General features: G+C 65.9%; 16 protein-coding genes. 13 read left to right on the top strand and 3 right to left on the bottom strand.

Features of this window, described 5'->3' with window-relative positions; translation table 11 throughout:
• Window positions 1-8: 8 nt before the first annotated feature.
• Both ACFXNW_RS22410 and ACFXNW_RS22405 read left to right on the top strand, forming a co-directional pair.
• Complete coding sequence (locus ACFXNW_RS22410; protein ID WP_379419677.1) at window positions 9-224, top strand: hypothetical protein; 216 nt, start codon at window positions 9-11, stop codon at window positions 222-224.
• Window positions 225-434: 210 nt separating this feature from the next.
• On the top strand, window positions 435-1,520 hold the full coding sequence (locus ACFXNW_RS22405) for an alpha/beta hydrolase (RefSeq protein ID WP_379419773.1): 1,086 nt from the start codon (window positions 435-437) through the stop codon (window positions 1,518-1,520).
• A 217-nt stretch (window positions 1,521-1,737) separates the two neighbouring features.
• Here ACFXNW_RS22405 and ACFXNW_RS22400 read toward each other — a convergent pair whose 3' ends face one another.
• Entirely contained in the window at window positions 1,738-3,951 is a 2,214-nt protein-coding gene (locus ACFXNW_RS22400; RefSeq protein ID WP_379419676.1) for an MMPL family transporter, read from the bottom strand.
• Between the two features lie 583 nt (window positions 3,952-4,534).
• On the opposite strand from ACFXNW_RS22400, the gene ACFXNW_RS22395 reads away from it, so the two are divergent.
• Genes ACFXNW_RS22395 through ACFXNW_RS22380 form a run of 4 tightly spaced genes read left to right on the top strand, consistent with a single transcriptional unit; the run spans window position 4,535 to window position 14,550 of the window.
• The gene (locus tag ACFXNW_RS22395; RefSeq protein ID WP_379419675.1) at window positions 4,535-11,002 is read left to right on the top strand and encodes a type I polyketide synthase; all 6,468 of its coding nucleotides are present in this window, start codon (window positions 4,535-4,537) and stop codon (window positions 11,000-11,002) included.
• Between the two features lie 17 nt (window positions 11,003-11,019).
• Window positions 11,020-12,423, top strand: a complete 1,404-nt coding sequence (locus ACFXNW_RS22390; RefSeq protein WP_379419674.1) for a condensation domain-containing protein — start codon at window positions 11,020-11,022, stop codon at window positions 12,421-12,423.
• A gap of 13 nt (window positions 12,424-12,436) precedes the next feature.
• Window positions 12,437-13,135, top strand: coding sequence for a hypothetical protein (locus tag ACFXNW_RS22385; protein WP_379419673.1), 699 nt, complete (start codon window positions 12,437-12,439; stop codon window positions 13,133-13,135).
• Complete coding sequence (locus ACFXNW_RS22380) at window positions 13,132-14,550, top strand: MFS transporter (protein ID WP_379419672.1); 1,419 nt, start codon at window positions 13,132-13,134, stop codon at window positions 14,548-14,550. Before ACFXNW_RS22385 ends, ACFXNW_RS22380 begins: the two co-directional genes overlap by 4 nt.
• Before the next feature lie 158 nt (window positions 14,551-14,708).
• Here the strand turns inward: ACFXNW_RS22380 and msrA are convergent, their stop codons facing one another.
• Together msrA and ACFXNW_RS22370 are read right to left on the bottom strand one after the other, a co-directional pair.
• Entirely contained in the window at window positions 14,709-15,176 is a 468-nt protein-coding gene (msrA, locus tag ACFXNW_RS22375; protein WP_379419772.1) for a peptide-methionine (S)-S-oxide reductase MsrA, read from the bottom strand.
• A gap of 249 nt (window positions 15,177-15,425) precedes the next feature.
• The gene (locus tag ACFXNW_RS22370; RefSeq protein ID WP_379419671.1) at window positions 15,426-16,952 is read right to left on the bottom strand and encodes an alpha/beta hydrolase; all 1,527 of its coding nucleotides are present in this window, start codon (window positions 16,950-16,952) and stop codon (window positions 15,426-15,428) included.
• A 244-nt stretch (window positions 16,953-17,196) separates the two neighbouring features.
• Between ACFXNW_RS22370 and ACFXNW_RS22365 the strand changes: the two genes are divergently transcribed.
• From ACFXNW_RS22365 to ACFXNW_RS22335, 7 genes are all read left to right on the top strand, one after another.
• On the top strand, window positions 17,197-19,020 hold the full coding sequence (locus ACFXNW_RS22365; RefSeq protein WP_379419670.1) for an alkyl/aryl-sulfatase: 1,824 nt from the start codon (window positions 17,197-17,199) through the stop codon (window positions 19,018-19,020).
• 22 nt (window positions 19,021-19,042) lie between these two features.
• The gene (locus tag ACFXNW_RS22360; RefSeq protein WP_379419669.1) at window positions 19,043-19,450 is read left to right on the top strand and encodes a hypothetical protein; all 408 of its coding nucleotides are present in this window, start codon (window positions 19,043-19,045) and stop codon (window positions 19,448-19,450) included.
• A gap of 79 nt (window positions 19,451-19,529) precedes the next feature.
• Complete coding sequence (locus ACFXNW_RS22355; RefSeq protein ID WP_379419668.1) at window positions 19,530-19,952, top strand: DUF6325 family protein; 423 nt, start codon at window positions 19,530-19,532, stop codon at window positions 19,950-19,952.
• An 11-nt stretch (window positions 19,953-19,963) separates the two neighbouring features.
• Window positions 19,964-20,272: an SHOCT domain-containing protein gene (locus tag ACFXNW_RS22350; RefSeq protein WP_379419667.1), complete on the top strand. Its 309-nt coding sequence runs from the start codon at window positions 19,964-19,966 to the stop codon at window positions 20,270-20,272.
• A gap of 530 nt (window positions 20,273-20,802) precedes the next feature.
• Complete coding sequence (locus tag ACFXNW_RS22345; RefSeq protein WP_379419666.1) at window positions 20,803-23,169, top strand: sulfatase-like hydrolase/transferase; 2,367 nt, start codon at window positions 20,803-20,805, stop codon at window positions 23,167-23,169.
• Window positions 23,170-23,171: 2 nt separating this feature from the next.
• A complete protein-coding gene (locus tag ACFXNW_RS22340; RefSeq protein WP_379419665.1) occupies window positions 23,172-24,386 on the top strand; it encodes a DUF2254 family protein in 1,215 nt (404 codons plus the stop codon).
• A 213-nt stretch (window positions 24,387-24,599) separates the two neighbouring features.
• Window positions 24,600-26,069 (top strand): glyceraldehyde-3-phosphate dehydrogenase, encoded by a 1,470-nt coding sequence (locus ACFXNW_RS22335; protein WP_379419663.1) that lies wholly within the window; start codon window positions 24,600-24,602, stop codon window positions 26,067-26,069.
• The last annotated feature ends 16 nt before the right edge of the window (window positions 26,070-26,085 follow it).

Below are 26,085 nucleotides of genomic sequence, written 5' to 3'. Positions count from 1 at the left end.
CCGAGCCGATGCCAGCGCCGATGCGATATCAGTTCATCATCGAGGGCGAACTGTCCGAACGTGCGCTGGCGGCCTTCCCCGAACTGGCGGCGAGCACTCGCTCGGCGCGCGCGACCACGACCCTGTACGGACCAGTCGCCGACAGCACCGCGATGCGAGGAATCCTCGCCCGGATCGACTCCCTCGGCCTGACCCTGCTGGAAATGGCTCGATTGCCGGACTGAGTGCGGTCGGCATACATCCGCATTCGCTCCGGCCGGGCGTGGGCTCTGTCAGCAGCACCCTTCAGGTATTTGTGTCCGATACCAGGCGTGCTCCCGGTCGAGCTGGCGACGTCCACAAACCTCGATCGAATCGGCTCGGACTGGTAGGTCCGGTCGTACCGTCGACCGGACCTTTCCACATCCGATCCCATAGTGAGGTGCCGCGTGGACATCAGCGCAGGCAAGCCCGCCAGAGGCCGCGCGCGCTGTGCACGTGTCGCGGCGCTGGCCCTGGCCGTCGTGCTCGGCTGCGGTGACGGCTACGCACTGGGAGAGCCCGGCGTCGACGCACCGATTCCGGCGCGCGCGCTGGCCGCTGCGCAACCGGCAGACAACGGCTCACGCCTGGTGTCCGCCGGACAAGGACCTGGTCGGGTCGTCGACCTGATGGTTCATTCCGAGGCGATGGGCCGGGCCGTGGCAGTCGAAGTCCTTCCAGCAGTGGATAATTCGAGACCGGCGCCGACGCTGTACCTGCTCAACGGAGTCGACGGCGGATCCGATACCGGTATCTGGAGTGACGGCGATAATTGGCTCACCAAGACAGATGCCGAGGAATTCTTCGCCGATAAGCAGGTCAACGTGGTGATGCCCATCGGCGGTGGCGCGAGTTTCTACACCGATTGGCGCGCCGACGACCCGCAGCTGGGCAGGCATCGGTGGACGACCTTCCTCACCGAGGAACTGCCCGCGGTGATCGACTCGGCGTTGTCGACCACCGCTGTGAACGCAGTGGCCGGATTGTCGATGGCGGCGGCCGCGGTCTTCCAACTCGCCATCGAAGCGCCGGAGACATTCCGCGCCGTCGCCTCCTACAGCGGTTGTGTGCGCACCAGCGATCCGCGCGGCCAGGCCCTGGTCGACGCCATCGTGCTCGGTCACCAGGGCGATCCCCGAAATCTGTGGGGCTCGCCGACGGACCCACTCTGGGCCGCCAACGATCCCTACCTGCGTGCCGAAGAACTCCGCGGCACCGCGATCTACGTCTCCACCCGCAACGGGTGGCCGGGACCACTCGACACCCTCGACGGCCCTGGCATCGACGGCAACCCGGTGACACTAGCCGATCAGGTGGTGCTCGGTGGTGTGCTGGACGCGGTGGCTCATTCGTGTACGCAGCAGCTGCGGGATCGATTGCGGGAGTTGAATATTCCCGCGACCTTCGACTTCCGTCCCAGCGGCACCCATTCGTGGGGCTACTGGGAGCAGGACCTGCACAATTCCTGGCCGCTGCTCGCGGGCGCGATGACCGACTGAGGCAGGGCCTACCGCCGCGACCAGCCCGGCGAGAGGACGGTCGTCGCGGGTGACAGGGGCGAGCGCCACCAGCAAACGGACTAGCCGCCCACCTCGACCCCGACCGACCGTTCCATGCCAGTCGGTCAAGCCGCAACACCTAGCGCTCGGCTGAAGCCACTGCAGGCAACGACGTCGGGACGCAGAGCGGCGTTCGCGCGGGCACGTCGGGTGATGGTCAGTGCAGGCCGCTGGCGGTGGGTGCCGGGTCCGTGTCGTCGGGAGACAGGGCCGCGGAACCCTTATCGACGACCGTCTTCGGCTGCACGCGCTTCATCCAGGCCGGCGCCCACCAACAGGCGTCGCCCAACAGCTGCATGGTCGCGGGCACCAGCAGCACCCGCAGGATCGTGGCGTCGATGAGCAACGCGGCCACCATGCCGAACGCGATGTACTGCATCATCAGCAGATCTGAGAGCGCGAACGCGCCGGTGACCACGAGCAGGATCAGGGCTGCCGCCGTGATGATCCGCCCGGTGTGGGCGACACCCGCTCGGATCGCCTCGGTCGTGGACATGCCTGCCGCTCGCGCCTCGACGATGCGGGAGAGCAGGAATATCTCGTAGTCGGTGGACAGCCCGTAGATCACCGAGACGATGACCACCAGCACCAGCGCCATGATCGGCTGCGGTGTGAAACCGAGCAGACCCGCGCCGTGGCCATCGATGAAGACCCACGTGAGGATGCCGAGCGTGGCGCCGAGTCCGAGCAGGTTCATTGCGGCCGCTTTCACCGGAAGCACCAGCGAGCCGAAGGTCAGCGCCATCAGGATGGTGGTAGCGAGGAAGACCAGTGCGATCATGTACGGCATCCGATCGACCAGCGCGTCGATACTGTCCTTTTCGACGGTGGGCTGCCCACCGACCAGCAGGGTCGTCCCCTTCGGCAGCGGCATCGAACGCAGGTAGTCGATGGTTTCCCCAGCATCGCCGGAGTCGCCGAGCACGGTCTGGGTGGCGAAGACATTGGGCTGAGCGGGCCGCTGCATCAGCGCCGGGAACGGTGCCGCCAGCCCGGGGGCTTGGTTGGCCCTGGCCAACACTGTGTCACCGGCACTGGAATCGAAGGTGACGATCACCAGGTCGATCGGGTCGATCTGGCGCAGTGGGAAGAGTTCGTCGAAGTGCTGCTGCGCGAGCCGCGTCGGATGCTCCGGTGGCAGGAACCGCTCGTTGATGGAACCGAACGCGAGGTCGCGCATCGGCAGGATCAGCAGCAGCAATCCGAGACAGACGGTGATGGCCACCGCGAGTGGTCTTTTCATAACGCGTCCGGCGATCCGGCCCCACAGGTTGTCCGGTTCCTGGTTCGGGGTGGTGGCCTTGCGGAACCAGTCGACGCCGAGCCGGTCCACCCGTCGCCCGAGCACGGCCAGCATGGCAGGCAACAAGGTGATCGAGGTCAGCGCGGCCAGTGCGATGGTGATGATGGCGCCGTAGGCGAAGGACCTCAGGAAGCCCTGCGGGAAGACGAGAATGGCTCCGGCTGCGACGACCACGATGGTCGCGGAGAACAGCACAGTACGCCCCGCGGTCGACACCGCTCGTCGCACCGCGTCATCCACCTCGCGGCCATCGGCCAGCTCTTCCCGGAACCGGCTCAGCACGAACAGGCCGTAGTCGATGGCCAGACCCAGCCCGACCATCGAAACCACCGGTGAGACGAACGAATTCACCTCGGTGACCGTGGTGAGCAGCCGGAGCAGACCCCAGGCGCCGAGCACGGTGAGCCCGCCGACGATCAGGGGGAGTGCGGCTGCGACGACACCGCCGAAGAGGAAGAACAGCAGCGCCGCGACGGCAGGGATGGCGAACAACTCCATGCGCCGCTGGTCGTGGGCCATGGTGTCGTTCAACGCGCCGGCCACCGGTTGGCCGCCTGCAACCTCCATATCGACCCCAGGGAGATCGAAAACCTCTGCCACAGTGCGGAAGTTGCGCATTTGTGTGGTGTCGTCGCTGCCGCTGATCGCGATCGAGGCGAAAGCGTGCCGCCGATCACCGGAACCGAAGAGATCCGGCATCGCCAGACCGGTGTCGGTGGGCCAGTAGGCGCCGTTGATGCGACCGATCTCGTCCGGGAACCGCTGCGGCAGCTCGTTCAACCACGCAACGATCGGGTCGGCGAAATCGGGATCATCAATGGTCGCTCCGCTGGGAGCGTGGAACAGCAGGATGACGTCGGCGCTGTGGTCGGCACCGAACACCTCATCGCGCAGCTGCGCCGCGCGGACGGATTCCGAGCCCGGATCGTCCCAGCCGCTGGAGCTGAGCTGCGCGCCGAGGCCGAGCCCGTACCAGCCGAGGGCCAGCAGCCCGGCCACCACGACCCCGATGACGGTGAAACGCCGCCGCACCACTACATCGGCCCAGTGTGTCAATTCGGCGAACAATTGCCGTCTCCCGATTCATCGCGCGGATCGCACCTGGTCTGCTGGTACGCGACACCGATTCCGCCGGGCATCATCGGACAAGGCGGGACGAAAGAGGTCCTCAGGTATTCACCGCCGGCATCGAGGGGAATTCGAATCTGTGTTGCGCGTGAATGAGGATCGAGGCGACCATACATCCCGTAGTGCGCCATTCGATCAGATCGACATCGGTTTCCCTCTGATCACAACGACGCGCGGTAAACCGTTGTGACGCAGTTGTATAGGGCCCTGTTCCGGCGCGAACGACCGCATCCCGAGCGTGGGACGATCGTGCGAAAGTTGCCGGTAATATCAGAGTTTCTCCTGGTGGGGATGGATATTTGGACGCCATCGCCGATGTCGAGCGGCGGGTGGGAACTGGTTGAGTTCACAAGGCGCGGTGGTAGTGGCCCGTGGAGTTCCCAAACTCTGCCGATTCGATTTCGCCGTCGTTTCGTTCGGCCATAGTTTGGCCCCATCGGTCGACTGCGTAGGGCCGCATGAGACGTGTGTGATCGCCGAGACGGTTTCGGCTATCACCGTTGCCGAGACACCGGAGGAATGTGTGTCTGATATTGCCATCGTGGGTATTGGTTGTCGGTTCGCGGGTGGAATCGACTCACCGGAAACATTCTGGGATTTCGTGATCGAGAAGCGGGACGGTGTCGTCGACATGCCCGCCGATCGGTGGGACTACCGCCGCTACTACGACCCCGAGCCGCGCACTCCGGGGCGCGCCTACACCAAGCGCGGCGCCTTCATGACCAACGATGTGTGGGAGTTCGATCCCGACTTCTTCGGCATCTCACCGCGTGAGGCGACGGTGCTCGATCCGCAGCAGCGGCTGATGCTCGAAGTCACCTGGGAAGCGCTCGACGACGCGGGGATCGCCGGGCGAGCGTCAGGGGAGTCGGTCGGCGTGTACGTCGGCGGGTTCGTGGTGGATCAGTCTGTCATCGGGGTCGTAGGCCCGGCCCTGTTCCACACCGACATGCACACGCCGGCGAGTGCCTCCTACACCATGCTGTCGAACCGAATCGCCTACGCGCTGAACCTGGTCGGCCCGGCGATCACGGTCGACACGGCGTGCTCGTCCTCGCTGGTCGCGTTCCATCTGGCTTGTCAGGCGTTGGAGAACGACGACTGTAAGGTGGCGCTGGCCGGTGGTGTGAATGTCATGTTGCAGCCGGAGACGTTCGTCTTGATGTGCAAGGGCGGCTTCCTCGCTACCGACGGCCGCTGCAAGTCCTTCGATGCCGCCGCCGACGGCTACGGCCGGGGCGAAGGCGCCGGAATGGTCGCCCTGAAGAAACTCGACGACGCCGTACGCGACGGTGACCGGATCTACGCGGTGGTCAAGGCCACCGGATCCAATCAGGACGGGCGCACCACCGCGATCACCGTGCCCAACGTCGATTCCCAGGAGGCGCTGGCCCGTGCCGTCTGTGCGCGTTCGGGGCTGGCACCGGAATCGATCACCTATCTCGAGGCCCACGGCACCGGAACGCTGGTCGGCGACCCGGTCGAGTTGCGCGCGCTGGGACAGGTATTCGGTGCGCCGACCGGTCGCGCGGACAGCGTCGGAGTGGGTTCGGTGAAAGCGACGATCGGCCACACCGAGGCGGCGGCCGGCGTCGCCGGCGTCATCAAGGCGGCACTGGCAATCCAGCACCGAACGCTGCCGCCGCAGGGTTGGCTGGACAAACAGAATCCGGACATCCCCTTCGATGAACTCGGCCTGCACGTCCAGGTCGAGGCGCAACCATTGCCCGCGGACGCGCCGCCGATGTCGGTGGCGGTCAACGGCTTCGGCTACGGCGGAACCAACGCGCACGCCATCCTGCGAGAATTCCGGGCCGACTCACAGTTGCCCGAGACCCGGCCGATCCACACGCACCTCGGCATCCTGCCCATCTCCGCACGCAGTACCGCCGCCGCACGGGCGTTGGCGGGCCGATTCGCCGATCTGATCACCACGGGCGCCGACCCGGACCATCTCGCCGAAGCGGCCTGGACGCGTATGGCGCACCACCCATATCGCACCGGCGTTCTGCTGGGTGAATCCAGCGACGACCTGGTCCGGGATCTGCGCGAATACGCTGCGGGCCAGGGGCGCGACGCGTCGAAAACCATTGTCTCGCGCGCCGTGGAACCCGTCTTCGTGTTCTCGGGCATGGGACCACAGCACTGGAAGATGGGGCGCGACCTGCTGGCCGCCGGTGGCGTTTTCGCTGAGGCCGCAGCAGAAATCGATGCGGAGTTCCGTGGAGTATCGGGCTGGTCGATCATCGAGGAACTGCAGAAACCGCAGGACGAATCCCGGGTCACCCGCACCGAAGTAGCGCAGCCCGCCAACTTCCTTGTCCAGGTGGGTCTCGTGCGCGAGCTCGCCCAGTACGGCATCACACCCGCCGCAATCGTCGGCCACAGTGTCGGCGAGGTGTCGGCGGCGTATATCAGCGGGATGTTGTCGCTGCGGGATGCCGTGCGCGTCGCCTATCACCGGGCCCGGTTGCAGGCGAGCACCGCGGGTACCGGCGGGATGCTCGCGGTCGGCCTGACCAAGGAGCAGGCCGTCGAGCTCATCGGAAACGATCCGCGCGTCGACATCGCCGCCATCAACAGCCCCACCGCCCTCACCCTGTCCGGTGCGGTGGGGCTGTTGGACGAGCTGGCCGAAAAGCTCACCGAGGACGGTGTTTTCGCGCGCCGATTGCGCGTCGAGGTGCCCTATCACAGCAGGTTGATGGAGCCGATCGAAGCCGAGCTGCGCGAGGTACTCGCCGATCTGGCTCCGCAGCCGCCGACGGTGCCGCTGTACTCCACGGTTACCGGCGCACAGGTCACCGAGGGCGACTGGAGCGCCGAATACTGGTGGTCGAATGTCCGGCAGCCGGTCCGGTTCTTCGACGCGATCGGCGCACTGACAGCCGCCGGTAGCCGCGTCTTCGTGGAGGTCGGACCGCATCCGGTCCTGTCGGGCAATATCCGCGAAGCGATGCTCGGCGCCGACGTCAACGGCACCACGGTGGCGACGCTGGACCGCGAGCAGTCCGATTCGGTGAGCATTCGCCGCACGCTCATCGGCCTGCACGCCGCCGGTGTCCTCGACCGCGACCTGCTGTTCCCGGCCGACCGGCCCTCCACCCCGCATCTGCCGCTGCCGCGCTACCCCTGGCAGCGCACCCGGCTGCATTCGGCACTGCCACTGTTCGAACAGGCCAGGCTGGGCACGCCGAACTCCTACGCGATGCTCGGCGACCCGGACGTCGAGGGCCGGCCGGAATGGTTGCTGCAGGTCGGCACCGAATTGCTGCCCTGGCTCGCCGACCATGTCGTCAACGGGATCAAGATCATGCCGGGCGCTGCCTACCTGGACGCGGCGCTCAGTGCCACCGCGTCACGGATCGGCGCCAAACAGGTCGCATTGGAAGGGGTTCGGTTCGTCGCACCGCTGATCATGGGCGCACCGGACGTGCCGTTGGTGGCATTGAGTGTCGAGGAGGCCAGCGGACGCTTCCTGATCCGGTCGCGCAGTGCCACCGGCACCGCGTGGACGGTGCACGCATCGGGGCGGACGTTGACCGGTAGTCACGAACCGACGGTGGTCCGGGTGCCCGTCATCGAGGTCGGCATCGATGTCGACCTGGCGATGTTCTATTCCGGTCTCGCCGCGGCGGGGCTGCAGTACGGCCCGTCGTTCCAGCGGGTGACCTCGGTCCGAGTCGGCAAGGATGCCGTTGTCGCCTCGGTCGACGGCTCCATCGCCGCAGACTCCGGGCACCTGGCGCATCCGGCGGTGGTCGACGCGGCGATGCAATGCGCGGCATTGCTGTTCGCCGACGAACGCATCGATGAAGGTGTGCTCGTGCCGGTCGGTGTTGCCGCCGTCCGGCTGCTCGCCGAACTTCCGGAAACGATCACCGTGGTCGCGCGACGGGACCCGCATGCCCGGCTGCGGGCCGACGTGGATCTGCTGGACGGCGACCACATGCTGGTCGCGCGGCTGACCGGTCTGCAGATCGGCGCACTGAAACCCGGCGACTCTCCGCTGCACCGGATGGCCGATTTCTACTACAGCGACACAATGGAAGAGCGTGACCCGATCGATCCGGCCGCGCTCGAAGCCGGTTCGGTGGCGACCGTGATCGTGCAGTTGGGTGGGGGAAGCCGGACGGGTGAACTCGCGGCCGCACTGCCGGGCTCCCGGGTGTATGTCGCCGTTCCCGGGCAGGCCCTGGAGTCCGACTTGATGGCGAATCTGCAAGCCGCGAAGGCGGAGGGCACCGATCGGCTGCACGTCTGCCTCGTCGCCGGTGCGATCGACGACGATCTGGCAGCCCTGTGGACGTTGAAGCGCATCGCGGTCGCCGTGGACGAATTCGCCACCCCGCCCGTCGCCGGAGACTCTCCGCAATCGGTGTTCGGCGACGGGGTCGCGCACTGCACCCTGGTGACCGAAGGCGCGTTCACTCTGCCCGGCAGCCCGGTCGCACCCGATCCGCGACAGGCCGCATTGGCAGGTGCGCGGCGAGTGCTGCTCAACGAGCAGACGCCGCTGCGGTGGCGGTTGATCGACACCGAGCCCGGTACCGCCACCGCCGATCTCCTGGCGGAACTGGCTGTGCCCGGCGCCTTTTCGCATGACAACTGCGACGAGGTGCTGTTGCGCGAGGGCAAGCGCTGGGCGCCGGTGGTGACCAAGCCGTTGCTCGACCGGCTCGAGGCGCTGGATTCAGCGCAACCACTGACCGACCCCGAAGTGAACTTCGAGCTCGATATGCCACGGACCAGGCTGCTGTCCGCGCTGGCGTGGCGTGAATGCCAACGCCCGGAGCCGGGTGCCGGGCAACTCGAGGTCCGCATGCAGGTCATCGGACTGAACTACAAGGATCCGCTGAAGATCATCGGACTACTCGGTGAGCGCGAACTGGCGCCCACCTACTTCGGCACCGTGCCCGGCATGGAAGGCGTCGGGACCGTGATCCGGGTCGGTGAAGGCATCGACGATGTCGCGGTCGGTGATCTGGTCGCGGTGGCATCCAAGGGAATGATGCGGCGCTTCGCCGTCGTCGACCGGCAATTGGTCGTCGGCCTGCCTGCCGGTACCGATCCCGGCCACTGCACGAGCACCATCGCCTTCGGTACCGCCGAATACGCCCTGCTGGACCTGGCTCGCCTGGAGGCGGGGGAGACGGTGCTGATCCACGGCGCCGCCGGCGGCGTCGGGACCGCCGCCATCCAGGTGGCCAAGGCTCGCGGTGCCCGGATCATCGGAACGGCCGGCACCGACGAGCGGCGCGCCCACGTGCTCGCCCTCGGTGCCGATTACGCGGTGAACTCGCGCTCGCTCAATTTCGTCGACGACGTGCTGACGCTGACAGGCGGCGCGGGTGCGGACGTGATCATCAGCAGCGCGCCCGGGGAAATCCTGCGCCAGAACTTCAACGCCGCCGCGGAGTTCGGCCGCATCGTGGAAGTGGGTAAGGCCGACATCTACACCGGTGGTCTGCTGGAACTGGCCAACTTCGACAAGAACCTCGCCTACTACTCGATGGATCTGGATCGCCTGGTGGCGGTCAGCCCGCAGCGGCTGGCCCGGTTGCTGGAGCGAGTGTTCGAGAAGGTCACCGACGGCACCTACACACCGTTGCCCTATCAGCTGTTCGAGACCGGGGAGCTGAGCAAGGCCTTCGAGGAAACTCTGCGTTCGTCACGCCCCGCCCGGATCGCCCTGCGGATGGACTCACCGGAACCACCCGTGCGGCCCTACCTGCCCGACGTCGAGATCAGCGATACCGCAAGCTATCTCGTAACCGGCGGATTCGGCGGGTTCGGATTGGCCATCGGTCGTTGGCTGGCGCTCCGTGGGGCTCGCAGGCTGGTGCTGCTCGGCCGCAGTGGGCCTGCCACCGAGCAAGCGCGCAAGCAACTCGAGGCCTGGCGCACGGTCGGAATCGAGGTGATCGAGGAACTCGCCGACGTCACCGATGCCGCCGCGATCGCCGAGGTCGTGGCCAGAGTTCACACCGAAAAGAACCCGTTGCGCGGGGTGTTCCACGCGGCAGGCGCGGTGGCCGACAACCGAATCAGCAAGATGGAGCCTGAGCAACTGGACAAGGTGTACCGGCCGAAGGTGCACGGCGCGCAGGTGGTGCACCAGGCGGTCGCCGACGCGTGTATCGCCTTGGACATGTTCGTACTGTGTTCCTCGGGCGGCTCGATGTACGGCATCTACGGGCAGTACAACTACTGTGCGGCCAACGTCGCGGTGGAGTCGCTGGCCGAGAAATGGTCACGGGCCGGTGAACGGGCACTGTGTATCGGCTGGGGTCATCTCTCCGGCGCGACCGGCGGCATGGCCTCGGACGAAACGGCCGAAAAGTATCTCGACCTGGTCGGTTTCGGCCCGATCGATATGGCCGACGCCACCGCCTACATGGAACAGACACTGCGTCTCGGTGTGTCGCGCGCGGCGATCATCCCCACCGACTGGGCCAAACTGACCGGCACCTTCCCGCAGCTGGCCCGTACCGGACGCACGATCGCGTTGGCCAAGGCTTCCGCGAAGGACACCTCGGAACTGGCGCGGCTGCGCGAGGAACTCGCGGCCATGGAGGAGTCAAAGCGAGGGCCGCATATCGCCCGCCTGATGGCGGGGGAACTGGCCGTCGTCATGGGTGTCCCGGTGGAGTCGATCGATATGACGATTCCGGTGCCGGAGCTGGGGCTCGACTCGCTGATGGCGGTGGAATTGGGCGCCCGCGTCACCAAGGCGCTCGGCATCGACCTGATGTCGTTGCAGATGGGCCGGTCGTTCAGCCTGGAACAGGCCGGTCCGAAGGTGGCAGAGCTGATCCTCGCCCATGACGCGGGTTCCGCGCAGCCGGTGCCGGAAGCCGCAATAGTGGTCGCCCCTTCCGCGACTGGGACGAACGGGCACACCGACGATGCGGCGGCCGTGCACCACGCCGGGAACGGTTCGACGGCGAACGACATCGTCGACGAATCAACCATGGCCGCGGCGCGGTAGGAAGCGAGGTCATCGTCATGGTCGATTTCGGTCTCATCGATGAATGGACGCCGGCGCCAGGCCGGCTCATCACCTGGGTCGCGTCGACGGAGTCACTCGAGCGCGCCCAGCGGGCTCCGTTACATCCGGCCCCGCCGTCGCTACAGCAGGAACAGTATCTGCGGCTCGCCGACCGCCACGCCCACGCCGAATTCCGCTTCTCCGGACTCTGTCTGGTCACCGCGGAAATTCCCATCCCTGACCTGGACCGGGGCGCGATGACGCAGGTCATTCACCAATTCCTGCTGCGTCATGACACATTCCGAACGTGGTTCGCGATCGAACCGGATGGCGCCGTGCGCCGTCATCTGGTGCCGGAGGAGGCTGTCGAATTCGTCCCGGTCGATTACGGCAGGCTCGATGACCCCGAGTCCATCCGCACGCATGTGGAGAAGACGACACCCGGCCCGTTCCAGTGGGATTGCTTCACCTTCGGTGCGATCGAACACGGGGAATCGACCACGGTGTACCTCGCCGTCGACCACCTGCACACCGACGGGCTGGGGCAATACCTGTCCGCCTCCGACTTCGCCCAGCTGTACGCGGGGCAGATGTGGGGAGAGGCGCAACCGTTGCCGCCCGCGGCGAGCTATCTGGACTATTGCGTCACCGAGCGGGCGCACAGCTCGCAGCTGACGTTGTCGTCACCAGGCGTGCGCAAATGGCTCGAACTGTTGCGGGGCAACGACAACCGGTTGCCCGCATTTCCACTGGACCTCGGCAAGCGATCCGACGGATACAACCGCAGCGCACACCGCAGCATCCTGCTGTTGAACGAGGACGATGCGAGCAGATTCGAGCAGGTCTGCCGGGCCAACGACGCCGAATTCGTCGGCGGTGCGTTCGCCGCGGCGGCACTGGCCGAACGCGAACTGACCGACTCCGACTACTACTTCGGGATGACGCCGATCAGTACCAGGACCTCGGCCGCGGAGGGCAACTCGGTCGGCTGGTACGTGACGCTCGTGCCAGTCGCGTTTCCGCTCGGTCCCAGCACGCCGTACAGCCGTGCCCTGACGATCGCGCAGCGGGCTTATGAGAACGGACTCCGGTTGGCGCCCACGTCCTTTCACCGGGTACTCGAACTGTTGCCCGCCGATTCCGAGATCAAGGCCGAGCCGGGCTGGGTCACCCCGATGATCTCGTTCATCGACGCCAGGGATTTCGCCGGTCACGAATTCTTCGACGAGGTCACCGCCGGCGTGTACGCCAATCGTGCCGCCTCGGAGGAAGTGCTCATCTGGATCAACCGGCTGCGGTCGGGGACCCGGCTCAGTGTCATCTATCCCGGCACCGAGGCGGCGCGCGAATCCGTGGAGCGCTACGTCGCCGCCATGAAATCGGTGTTCGTGGCGATCGCCGCGACCGCGGAACTTCGCTGACCGAGGAGGATATGTGCCCACCGTGTTCCGAGATCCGTGGATTCCCGACGGCGAGAAATCGGTGTACTCGCTCCGTCTCGCGGATCGTCCGCAGGGATTCGAGATGACCAACCTCATCGCCCGCGAGACCGGCGGCTACCTGTCGACCGTCGAGGCGCGTATCGGCGGAGCGGGGCGCGGTGGCGCGGAGCTGTCGATGACGATCGAGCAGCGGTTCAAGCGGGCAGGCGAGCTCTTACGCGCCGAGCACTACCGTGCCGAAACTCGCTCGGGCAGTATGGTGGTCTCGCGTGAGGAAGCGAACTTCCTGCACACGACCCATTTGCAATTCGGTGGTGGACCCGCGCCGTTTCCGGTGAACATCATGCCAATCGCAGGTGGGCTGACCTTGCTGCGTGGCATCGAATTCGCCGAGGGCCATGTGGAATCGATCAATGCGTGGCTGGCGTTCTCCGTGCACTGGCCGCTGATCGTCAAGGTCGACAAACGCATCACGGTGGAGGTGCCCGCGGGTCATGTCCCGTGTTGGCAGTTGCGGATTCGGCCCGGATTCGCGCAGGTGAACATGCTGCTGGACAAGGTGATCGGCGGAATCCTGCCGCCGTTCATCGCACACTTCGAGCAGGCGCCACCGCACCGGCTGGTGCGGATGAGCTTCCCCACCCAGCTGACGTTGGCCGGCCCACGCGCGCTCATGGAGCTCACCGCATGACGGTGGCGTCGGGTCTGGCGACGATCCGGAACAAGGTCGGCGGCGAACTGCCCGCATGGCTGGCCTTCGCCGGATGCCTGATCGCGGTGTTCATGCAGATGATCGACGTGACGATCGTGAACACCGCCCTACCCAACCTGACCGCCGATCTGCACGCATCCCGATCGGCGCAGCTGCTGGTGATCTCCGGCTATTCACTGGCCTTCGCCTGCACCCTGCTGACCGCCGCCCGAATCGGGGCGATGGTGGGGCGCAGGGCCATGTTCCTCGCCTCGGTGACCGCGTTCACCGCCGCGTCGATGTGGTGCGGACTGGCCACCGGCGCGACGGAACTGGTCATCGCGCGGGTCGTCCAGGGCGCGGCGGGGGCGGGGATGGCGGCGCAGACCATCGCCATCCTGACTGCCGGCTTTCCGCGGGAACGCCATCCGCTGGTGTTCGCGCTGTACGGGGGAGTGGCGGGGTTCGCCGGGATGCTCGGGCCCATTGTCGGCGGTGCACTCATCACCCTCGATATCGGCGGCTGGGGCTGGCGGTCGGTGTTTCTGATCAATCTGCCGATCGGGATGTTGGCCTTCGGGCTGGCCTGGCGATATCTGCGGATGGGACGGCCGGTAAGCCGTGATCGACTCGATCTCGGCGGCGTGGTCTTGTCCACGGCCGGACTCTTTGCAGTGATCTTCGCGCTGGCCGAGATCCAGCAGCGCGGGTGGCGGCCGGAATTGAGTGCCGCCATCGTGGTCGGCCTGGCCCTGACCGCGGTGTTCGTCGCCCATCAACGCAAGCAAACCGGTCGCGGCTCCAGCCCGCTGCTACGCCTCGACCTGTTCGCCGACCACGGCTTCCGCATCGGCTCGATCCTGGTGGGCGCCTTCTTCGGTCTGTTCACCGCCTTCGTCTTCGCCGCCTCGATCACCATGCAAGATGTGCTCGGCTATTCGCCGTGGCGGACCGGCCTGGTGATGACTCTGTTCGCGCTCGGCGCGGGAACCGGCGCGATCGGCTCGCTGATTCTGGTGCAGCGCTGGGGGATTCGAGTCCTCGCCGCCGGCATCGCCTTGTTCGGCGGCTGCCTGGTCGCCGGTGCGATCTATCTTCACCTGACCTCGGGCGAAGTGAATGCCCTACTCGCGGCGGGCCCGGTCTTCGCCTCGGGCTTCGGCGTCGGCCTGTTCGGTGTGCAACTACAGCCGATCATGCTGTCCGGATTGGATACGGAGCGGATGTCGGAGGCCTCCGGGGTGCTACCGACCATCGAGCAGGTCGGCAACTCCGTCGGGCTCGCGGTCCTGACAACCCTGTTCTTCAGCGCGCACACCCTCGGCGGCAGTGTCACCATGATGGCGGCCATCGCGGTCGTGGCCATGGGGCTGGGCGTGCTGACGCTCGCCATGCCGGAGGCCGGCCGCTCCTGAGCGGGGGCACGACTGGACTGCAACGCTCGGTGTGCGCGGGCCACCACCTGTCGAGCCCGGTGAGTTCGACGGAGGTGCGGGCTCTGCGGTGCAAACAGCGACAGGGGGTGGCTGCTGGTCCGACGACCTGATGGGGCACCTCCGTACGGAGGTGTGGCCTACTGCGTAGTCGTGCTTCGCCTCGGCAGCTTCCAGCCGGGACGCGGGAAGTGGCAGGTGTAACCCTCCGGGAAGCGCTCCAGGTAGTCCTGGTGTTCGGGTTCGGCCTGCCAGAACTCGGGGGCCGGCGTCACCTCCGTGACCACCTTGCCCGGCCACAACCCGGAATCTTCGACGTCGACGATGGTTTCCAGGGCGGTCCGCCGCTGGTCGTCGTCGAGGTAGAAGATCTCCGACCGGTAGCTGGTGCCGATATCGTTACCCTGGCGGTCCTTGGTGGTGGGGTCGTGGATCTGGAAGAAGAACTCCAGCAGCGCCCGGTAATCGGTCTGCTCGGGGTCGTAGACGATCTCGACCGCCTCGGCATGACCGGGATGGTTGCGGTAGGTCGGGCGATCATTGCTACCGCCGGTGTAGCCGACTCGCGTCGACAAGACCCCCGGCTGCTTGCGGATCAGGTCCTCCATCCCCCAGAAGCATCCACCTGCCAGAACCGCTTTCCGTGGACTGCTCACACCGTCTCCTTCTCGATCGCATGTTCCTGGTACCGCCGTCCGTCCACCATGATCTTCGCCGGGTGGATCGGGACGTCGGGTCGACCCGTACAACGTGGTGGGCGGCCGACCATATTCCACCAGCTGACCAGAGGCGGCGTGGCCGAGGCCGCCGCCATGACGGCTGGATCCAGGAGAACGCAGGGGCGGGCAGGCCGTGGTTCAGTCGGTGAAGGGTACGTGGGCGGGTGGGCAAGTGGTGTCGGACAATTCCAGATCGATCAGGTAGCGCTCCTGGACGGCTCGCACGCAGGGGCTGGTCGGGTCGTGACCGTAGCCGGGGACGACAAACAGGTGCGCGTTGCCGAGAGCCTGTTCCGCGCGCTGTGCGTTCGACAGGGGAGTGGCCGGGTCGAACCGGTTGTTGATGAGCAGTGCCGGGGTCTGCGTGTGCAGCGTCCACGGGCCGGTGTAGCGCTGCGGGTAGCCCGTCGGGGGAGCGGGCCAGGAAGCGCAGGCTTGCAACGGGTACAACCAGTACGCCCCGTACTCGGGCGAGGTCGCGGCGAGTTCGGGCCAGCGGTCCGGGTCGCGGGGAAACGTGTTGTCGGCACAGGAAATCGCGGTGTAGGACTCGAGGAAGTCATTGGTGTACGGCGCCGCCGACAATATTTCGCGGGCCGTATTCGGATCGCCCTGTGCGCCGCGCTCGAGTTCGGCGAGCAGCTGTGCCAGGGCGGGCCAACCCCGCTCGGAGTCGTAGAGCAGGGCAACGTGTACCAACATGACGTCGCGATAGCTCACCGGCAGTGCTTCAGCTCCCGAACCGACAACGATCGGATCCTGCTTCAGCCCGTCCAACAGTGCGGCGGTGCGCTCCCGCACACCATCGCCCGCGAACGCGCATGCGCCCGGTTCCGCGAGTTCGCACAGCCGGGCGAATTCGGTGAACACTTCCTCGGTGCCTGCTGCCGTCCCGGCGAGCGCAGCGGCGCTGTCGTTGGTGTAGAGATCCGGAGCGATCATCGAACCGAGCTGCAACGCCCGCACCCGATCCCCGAACAATGCGCCGTACACCTGACCCAAATAGCTGGCGTAGGAGTAGCCGATGTAGTTCATCTGCGTCTCACCCATCGCTCGACGCAGCAGGTCCAGGTCACGCGCCGCATCGACGGTGGTCAAGTAGGGAAGCAGGTCACCACTGTGCTCGGCGCAGCCCGCAGCCAGTTCGCGAGCCGCCGCAGCCGCAGCGGCTTGCTGGTCAGCATTCACCGGTGGCAGCGCGACCTCGTCCCAGAACTGTTGCTGTGCAACGGGATCGGCGAAGCAGTGCACTTGGCTGCTGCGCCCGATGCCACGCTGATCGAAGGTCACGACGTCGAAGCGCCGCGCGAGCTCACCTGACAGGATGTCGGTGTCCCGTGCCCAGTCGTACCCGGAGCCGCCGGGCCCACCGACCCCGGCGAACAATGTGCCGATGCGATGTTCTGGATCCGCCGCGGGCCGACGGACCACCGCCAACGGCAGGGTGCGTTCGACCGGCCTCGAATAGTCGAGCGGCACCTGTGCCACCGCGCACTGGTATCCGTCGAGTTCGGGTTCGCCGCACGACCCCCAATTCAGCTGCGGGGTGGGCGCGGCATCGGCCTCCGCGACCAACTGCGTCACCCGAGCCGAAGCATCGTCACCACCGTCGCTGCCCTCGGTCGCCGCATCTACGCACCCGGCCAGCGTCACTGCGAGCACCACCGCAAGAACTGTTCTCGTCCATCGCACCGCTCGATGATCTGTCGGCACCGTGAGCACGACATCCTCCTTTGGATCGACATCCGACCCGGAATTCGAGGCCGCAGCATGCGGGTCGTCGCGATCCCCTGTCGCCGGTGTCCGGCAGCTGGAATTCACCCGCGACGGGTGAGCCGCGCACCGAAATCCGTCGATAGCGTCCGCGGTATCCGCTCCGGTCAGATCCGAATATCGACGTGAGGGACATATGACGACGCATCTGAACTTCGATGACACGACCGATTTCGACAATGCCGACCGCGGGTTCATCGAGGCACTGGACCCGCCGGAGATCCGCGCTGCCGACGGGCGCGTCGTTTGGGATATGGGCGCCTACAAATTCCTGACCGGCGACTGCCCGCCGACCGCGAACCCGAGCCTCTGGCGGCAGGGACAGCTGTGCGACAAGCAGGGCTTGTTCGAGGTCACCGACGGCGTCTACCAGGTGCGCAACTTCGATCTGTCGAACATGACGTTGATCGAGGGACGCGAGGGCGTCATCGTGATCGATCCCCTGATCTCGGCCGAAACCGCCGCCGCGGCACTCGCGCTGTATCGGCGCCACCGCGGAGACCGCCCGGTCACCGGCATGATCTATACCCACTCTCACGTGGACCATTTCGGCGGGGCGCGCGGAGTCGTGCCAGAGGGACACGCGCCGGTGCCGATTCTCGCGCCGGCCGGATTTCTCGAGCACTCGGTGAGCGAGAACGTCTATGCGGGCAATGCGATGACCCGGCGGGCCATCTTCATGTACGGCACCGGACTGGACAAGGCTCCCGACGGCCAGATCGGTGCAGGCCTTGGTATGACGACATCCATCGGAGCCATCTCCCTCATTCCGCCGACGGTCGATATCACCCACACCGGTCAGGTGGAGGAGGTCGACGGTGTCCGGATCGTCTTCCAGCTCACCCCCGGCACCGAAGCACCTGCCGAGATGAACTTCCTGTTCCCGGACCGGCGGGCGCTCTGCATGGCCGAGAACGCAACGCACAACATGCACAACGTGCTGACCTTGCGCGGCGCGGTGGTCCGCGACAGCCGGATATGGGCGCACTACCTCGACGAGGCGATCGGGCTGTTCGCCGACAAAGCCGATGTCGCCTTCGCCTCCCACCACTGGCCGACCTGGGGCACAGAGAACTGGACGGCATGGCTGGCACAGCAACGAGACATGTACGCCTACATGCACGACCAGACCCTTCGCTTGATCAATCGCGGCCTCACCGGCGCCGAGATCGCGGAAGAGCTGGCCCTGCCACCCGCAGTCGACGGAACGTGGGCCAACCGGGGCTACTACGGATCGCTCAGCCATAACGTGAAGGCGATCTATCAGCGATACATGGGCTGGTTCGACGGCAACCCGGCCCATTTGTGGGAGCATCCGCCGACCGAACTCGCGCAGCGTTATGTCGCCGATTACGGCGGCGTCGACGCGGTAATAGCCAAAGGACGCGATTACGCCGATCGCGGTGATCTGCGGTTTGCGGCGACCTTGCTCAACCACGCGGTGTTCGCCGAGCCGGACAACACGCCCGCCAGGGATGCGCTGGCCGAGGTATACGACAAGCTGGGCTTCGGCGCCGAGAACGGAACATGGCGCAATTTCTTCCTCGTCGGTGCGCGAGAGCTGCGGCACGGACCGACGCCCGCCGACATCGACACCACGAACGCGTCGATGATGGCCGCGTTGAGCGTCGACATGATCATCGACGCACTCGCGGTGCAGGTGGACGGGCCCCGGGCCGCGCAGTCCGACTTCACCATGGACTGGAATATGACCGACGAGGACCGCACCATCCGATTGACCATGTCGAACGGCGCGCTGACCCACCGGACAGGCACCGAGGATGCGCCACTTCGGGGCACTGCGGGCTTGACGTTGCGATTGACCAAAGAGCAGCTGCTGAGCATGTTGTCGGGTAAGGCCACCGCGGGCATCGGCATCGACGGCGACCAGTCGATCCTGCCCACACTGACCGGTTTGCTCGACAGGCCGGACCCACGCTTCCCGATCGTCACGCCGTAGTCACCGAGGAAAGGGGATTGGCATGACAAACATGACACAACCCGAACGGCATCCGGTCCGCCAGGGTGTCGCCGCCGTGACGTCCATCGCCGTGGCGGTATTGCTGCTGATCGTTGGTGTGCTCTCGATTCTTCAGGGCATCTCCGCGCTCTCGACCGATGAACTGTTCGTCACCGGACCGGAGTACGTGTACCAGTTCGACACGACGACGTGGGGCTGGATCCACATCGTGCTCGGCGCGCTGATCGCGATCACCGCGATCGCGCTGATGACCGGCGCCGTGTGGGCCCGAGTCCTCGCCGTATTCCTGGCAGGCTTGTCCATCATCGGGAATTTCCTGTGGATCCCGTACTACCCGTGGTGGTCGATTCTCGTGATCGCGCTGAACATCGTCGTCATCTGGGCGGTGTCGACGTGGCGGACCGGTTAGGTCGTGCGGCCGAGCATCTGGGCGAGTTCATCCGGATCGGGTGAAGCGCAGCGCGGCCGTGGGTCGGCACGATGAGCCCATGACGCACTCATCCGAACTCGGGCCGGTAGAGATGGTCGTCCTCTTGTTCCCCGGCACCCGTATCGACACCGCCGTCACCACCGCGCTGGCCGAAGTGGTCGACCGCGGCTACGTCACCGTGGTCGACCTCATCTACCTGGCGATGGACGACACCGGCGAGGTGCGCCAGATCGAAGTGGACGAATCGCTGACCGATATCGGCCTCGACGGTGTCACCGTCGACTCCCGCGGCCTGGTCAGCGATGACGATCTCGACGTCGTACGAGCCGCGATGGACCCTGGCACCTCGGCGGTCGTGATCGTCTACGAGGAGACGTGGGCACGGAAGCTGGCGGGCACGGTTCGCGACGCAGGCGGAGAAGTCGCACTGCACGTGCAGATCCCCCGCGACGCGGTCGAAGCCGCGCTGTCGGTTCAGTAAGAGGAGGACACATGGTTTTTCGCGGAGGACGAGCCGGGCGACCAGGTCTGCTCGGCACAGTCGCACGCACCGCTGTCATATCGGGCACTGCGCGCGCCACATCGAACGCCGTCGATCGGCGAGCGCAACGCCGTGCGGCGGAAAGCCAGGCGTACGCGGAGCAACAGCAGGCGCCGCCACCACCGATGCCCACACCACCGCCTGCTCCCTCCGGCTCCGGCGACCTGGTGGCGAAGCTGCAACAACTGGGCCAGCTGCACGATTCCGGAGTGCTGTCCGACGACGAGTTCGCCGCAGCCAAGCGCCAATTGCTCGCCTGAGAGGTAGGGCGCTTTCCCGGGGTGCTCCGCTCGCTCAGCGCGCCAGCCAGCCGCCTTCGACCGCCATGCAGTGGCCTAGGTTCTGGGGTGCGGTGCGGCTGTCACGATCGAGTCACGGCAGGGATCATGCGCTGGGTCGCCGGTGCCCGAAACCCGACTGTGGTGCGCGGCGTTCAGCCACGAACCCATGTCGCGGCCGAAGCTGCGGTCCTGCATGAGAAACATCGAGAATGCAAACGGAATCCGCTGGTAAATCATAGATTTCGCGGTCCGCGATGGTGCCGCGACGCTCTTGCGGTCGTATTCGATTGCTGCAACCGAACCATGGCGTCACATTCCGGCATCACGAAAATGACACCGGCGCCGGATATGTGTGCAGTTCGATAACAACTCTCGGTAAACGAGGGAATATCGGGAAGCATCGGGTTTTCGAGTACGCATCTCCGGGATATTGTTCTCGGCAGCAGTGCACTCTCGGGCCTGCCGAGGTCTGCGAGCGCTCCGATATCGGCAGAGGAATGTGAGTAGCCATGGTGGAGCGAAAGAATGAGCGTCGCGAGGTACTTCCAATTCCCGATCGGCAGCATCTGGGCCTGACCACCTACGATGCGAAAGATCCTGATACGGCGTTTCCGCCCATCGAACCCTTGTTGCCGCCGTCCGGGGCGCCGAATGTGCTCGTGGTTCTTCTCGATGATGTCGGATTCGGCGCGAGCAGTGCCTTCGGTGGCCCGGCGCAGACCCCGACCGCGGAACGATTGCAGCGCGGGGGATTGACCTACAACCGATTTCATACCACCGCGCTGTGTGCGCCGACCAGGGCCGCACTGCTGAGCGGACGCAATCATCACTCGGTCGGCATGGGCATGATCACCGAAACGGCGACCTCCGCGCCCGGTTCGTCCGGTTTGCGACCCAATACCAAGGCCACACTGCCGATGATGTTGAAGCTCAACGGGTATTCGACAGCGCAATTCGGCAAATGCCATGAAGTCCCACCGTGGCAGACCTCGCCGATCGGTCCGTTCGATGCGTGGCCGACCGGCGGCGGCGGATTCGAACACTTCTACGGCTTCATCGGCGGCGAGAACAATCAGTACTATCCGGCGCTGTACGAGGGCGTCACCCCGGTCGAGCCGGACACGACGCCCGAACAGGGCTATCACCTGACCGAAGATCTTGCCGACCACGCCATCGATTGGATCCGCACCCAGAAGTCGCTCGCTCCCGACCGGCCCTTCTTCGTCTATTTCGCACCCGGTGCGACCCATGCACCGCACCACGTGCCCACCGAATGGTCGGACAAATACGTGGGGAGGTTCGCCGACGGGTGGGATGCGCAGCGCGAAGCGATACTCGCAGACCAGAAGCGGCGCGGTGTGGCGCCTGACGATGCCGAACTGACCGCACGTCCCGACGTGATTCCGGCCTGGGATGATATGGATGACACGCTCAAACCGGTGCTGGAGCGGCAGATCGAGGTCTATGCGGGATTCCTCGAGCACACCGACTTCCACGTCGGACGGGTCGTCGACGCCATCGAGGCACTCGGCGCCCTCGACGACACGCTGATCTTCTACATCATCGGCGACAACGGAGCGTCGGCGGAAGGCACGGTCAACGGCGCGTTCAACGAGATGGCCAATTTCAACGGCCTCGCCGCGATCGAAACACCCGAGTTCATGGCGCAAGTCAAGGAGAAACTGGGTACGCCGGAGGCGTATAACCACTATTCGGTCGGCTGGGCGTGGGCGATGTGCGCACCGTTCCAATGGACCAAACAGGTCGCCTCGCACTGGGGTGGCACCCGCAACGGCACGGTCGTCCACTGGCCGAACGGCATCAAGAGCAAAGGCGCGGTGCGGTCGCAGTTCACCCACGTCATCGATGTGGCCGCGACGGTACTCGAGGCGGCCGGGCTGCCCGATCCCACGTTCGTCAATGGCGTTCAGCAGGCCCCGCTCGAGGGTCTGAGCATGGTGTACAGCTTCGACGAGCCCGACGCACCCGAGCAGCACGATCTGCAGTACTTCGAGATGGCAGGCAACCGCGGGATCTACTACAAGGGCTGGAGTGCCGTCACCCGGCACAGCACGCCGTGGCTTCCGAACGAGGTACTTCCGGCCCTCGACGACGATGTCTGGGAACTGTACGACGGCAGCACCGACTGGACGCAGGCGCGCGATCTGGCCGCCGAGCAGCCCGAACGGCTGGCGGCACTACAACGCCTCTGGTTGATCGAGGCGGTGAAATACAACGTCCTGCCCATCGACGACCGCAGGTTCGAACGCCTGAATCCGACCATCGCGGGTAGGCCGCAGCTGGTGACGGGTAATAAGCAGGTGCTGTTCCCCGGGATGCGCAGGCTCAGCGAGCACAGCGTCATCGATATCAAGAACCGGTCGTTCTCGGTGACCGCGGCGATCGAAACGTCGAAGGAGGGGCCGACCAACGGTGTGGTCATCGCCCAGGGCGGTCGCTTCGGCGGATGGGCGTTCTATGTGCGTGAGGGGCGGGTGAAATTCGTCTACAACCTGCTCGGGATGACCGAGTGGATCATCGGCGCGACCGAAGATCTGACCACCGGCCGTCACCAGATCCGCGCGAGCTTCGCCTACGACGGCGGTGGCCTGGCCAAAGGTGGCGAGGTCACCCTCTACATCGACGGTCGAGCCGTTGGCAGTGGACGGGTCGAGCAGACCCAGCCGATGATCTTCTCCGCCGACGAGACCACCGATATCGGGGACGACTTCGGTATGCCGGTCTGCGCCGACTACTCCGGGGTCAGCAAGTTCAACGGCAGCATCGACGTGGTTCAGCTGGACGTCGGCGACGACGACCACTCCCATCTCATCGACCCCGCTGAGGTGGCTCGCGTCGCGACCTCGCGTCAGTAGCAGTGAGCCGTCGGTCGGCGCGAAGTCGGAGCGGCCCGTACCCTCGCCGCAGCCTCCGCGCCGCGAACGCCCAGCTGCTGTGCGCAGCCGCCGGGGTGGGGCTGGGAATCGCGATGCCGCGCATTCCCGGCGGGCCGCGCGCTCCTGCCCCGCAGGTTGTCGATCTGCTGTTCACCGCTGGGCTCGGCCTGCTCGGGGCGGTCGCGCTGATCTTCTCGCTGCTGTTCCTGGTCCTGCAATGGGTCGCGACGACATTCACCCCACGCCTGACACTGTTCCGGGACGCCCCGATCGTGTGGCGGACCTTCGCCTTCGCGATCGGCCTTGTCTCGTTCTGCGTCACCGCCGCGCTGGCCATCGGCAACGACCACGACGTCTCCGTGGCCGTTCCCGTCACCGCGATGTCGCTGATGCTGATCATGCTGTGGATCCTGCGAACTCTGCAGCTGCGGGCGTTCGCCGCCATCCAGCTCGTTCCCGCGCTGAAATCGATCGCCGCCCGGGGACGTGCCGTACTCGGCGAGCTCGAGGTCAGAAGTGATCGCGCGCCGCCGGCGCGACCGGTGCCGCCGCATCGGAACACGATCAGCTGGCCGGATCCGCCGACTGTGCTGCAACGGCTGGACACAGACCAGCTGCTCGACCTCGCCCATGCCGCGGACGCGGTCCTCGTCTTGCGCGCCGCTCCCGGCGCGACCCTGCGCCGCGGCATGCCGGTAGCCGATGTGTACGGTGCCGTGCTGACCGCGGACACGGTGCTGACCGCGTTGGTCGTCGGCAATGAACGCGGTTTCGACCAGGACCCGCTGCTGGCTTTCCGGTTGCTCGCCGACATCGCGTTACGGGCATTGTCCCCAGCGGTCAACGACCCCGCGACCGCGGTTCAAGCACTCGACGAAATCGGGGACCTGCTCATGCAGGTAGCGGCGGCGCCACTGATGCCGCTGTGGCTCGCCGATCCGGATGGTGACCCAAGAGTGCTTGTCCCACTGCCAGATTGGGACACCTTCCTCCGTGTCGCGGTAGACGACATCGTCTTTGCCTCGTCCTCGCCGATGGTCCTGCGACACGTGCGCGACGTCCTCGAGCGGGTCGCCGACCACGCCGATCCGGAGCGGCGAAGCCATCTCGCGCCACGACTTTCCTGGGTCGCGGAAGAAATGCAGAACCGTTTCCCGCAAGTGGCGTTCACCACCGCCGCGTCCGACGTCAGTTGACAGTCGGGTGTGCCGACGCGGATCAGGATGATCCGCGCTCGGATGGCAAGAGCGCGTAGGCCGACGCTGTCGGATCCGATGTCTCGGCGTAGTTCGCCGCTGGTGAGCGCCGTCACCTGGCAACCTCACGAGGGGGTATCCGGCGTCGGTGATATCGCGGCCCTCATTAGCATCGATACCGCGAATACATCGAGGGAAGGCCGAGGACCCGCGTTGACTACCGAACAACTTGACCGCTGGAACGCCCAGGAAGCCGCCGCGGAGGCGATGATCCCCACCATCGGCAGGTTGTATCGGGACAAGGGTGTGACGATCCTGCTGCACAGCCGGTCGCTGGTGAACAAGTCGGTGATCAGCATCCTGCGCACGCATCGTTTCGCGCGTCAGATCGAGGGCGAAGAGCTGTCGGTGCACGAGACCCTCCCGATCCTGGAAGTGCTCACCGAGCTGGACCTGGGGCCATGCAAAATCGACCTCGGCCAGCTGATCATGGCCTATCGCGCCGACGATCGTGGACTGTCGATTCGCGAGTTCACCGCCGCCGTCCTTGCCGATGTGATCAACGACAACAAGGCCCAGGCTCAGGGGCCGCGGGATGTGGTCCTCTATGGCTTCGGCCGCATCGGTCGTCTGGTCACCCGTCTGCTCATCGAGAAGGTCGGTTCCGGTAACGGGCTGAACCTGCGTGCCGTGGTGGTCCGCAGGGGCGGCGCCGACGACCTGATCAAGCGTGCGTCGTTGCTGCGCCGGGATTCGGTTCACGGCCAGTTCAACGGCACGATCAAGGTCGATACCGACAACGACACGATCATCGCCAACGGCAACGTGATCAAGTTCATCTACAGCGATGATCCGACGACGGTCGACTACACCGAGTACGGCATCACGGATGCGATCCTGATCGACAACACCGGCAAATGGCGTGATCGCGACGGCCTGTCGCAGCACCTGCGCCCCGGCATCGCGAAGGTCGTGCTCACCGCACCCGGTAAGGGCGACGTTCCGAATGTGGTGCACGGCGTCAACCACCGGACCCTCGACCTGTCTCAGCAGATCTTCTCCTGCGCCTCGTGCACGACCAATGCGATCGTGCCGCCGCTCAAGGCCATGGATGACGAATTCGGCATCCTCCGCGGCCACGTGGAGACGGTGCACTCGTTCACAAACGACCAGAACCTGCTGGACAACTACCACTCCGCCGACCGCCGCGGCCGTTCCGCGCCGTTCAACCTCGTGCTCACCGAAACCGGTGCCGCGTCGGCGGTCGCGAAGGCGATGCCGGACTTCAAAGCCAAGATCACGGGCAACTCGATCCGCGTCCCCACCCCCGACGTCTCGATGGCGATCCTCAACCTGCACCTTCAGCAGGAGACGACGAAGGCCGACGTGCTCGAGTATTTGCGCCGGGTTTCCCTCGCTGGACCGTTGAGCCGAAACCTCGACTACACCGCCGCCACGGACGCGGTTTCCAGCGATTTCATCGGCTCCCGCGCGGCCTCGATCATCGACGCCAACGCCACAATCGTCGAGGGCGACACCGCGATCCTCTACGTCTGGTACGACAACGAATTCGGCTACTCCTGCCAGGTGGTACGGACAGTCCAGTACATCTCGGGCATCGAATACCCGACCTACCCGCAGGTCGGGGCGCAGCAGGGCGAGGCGGCACTGATCGCGCGCTGATCTCGCACCCGGCTTC

The sequence above is a fragment of the Nocardia sp. NPDC059180 genome, assembly GCF_042754945.1.
Classification (GTDB): Bacteria; Actinomycetota; Actinomycetes; order Mycobacteriales; family Mycobacteriaceae; genus Nocardia.
The sequence above is the reverse complement of the archived record's forward strand: the minus strand, read 5'-3'. Positions and strand labels throughout refer to the sequence as shown.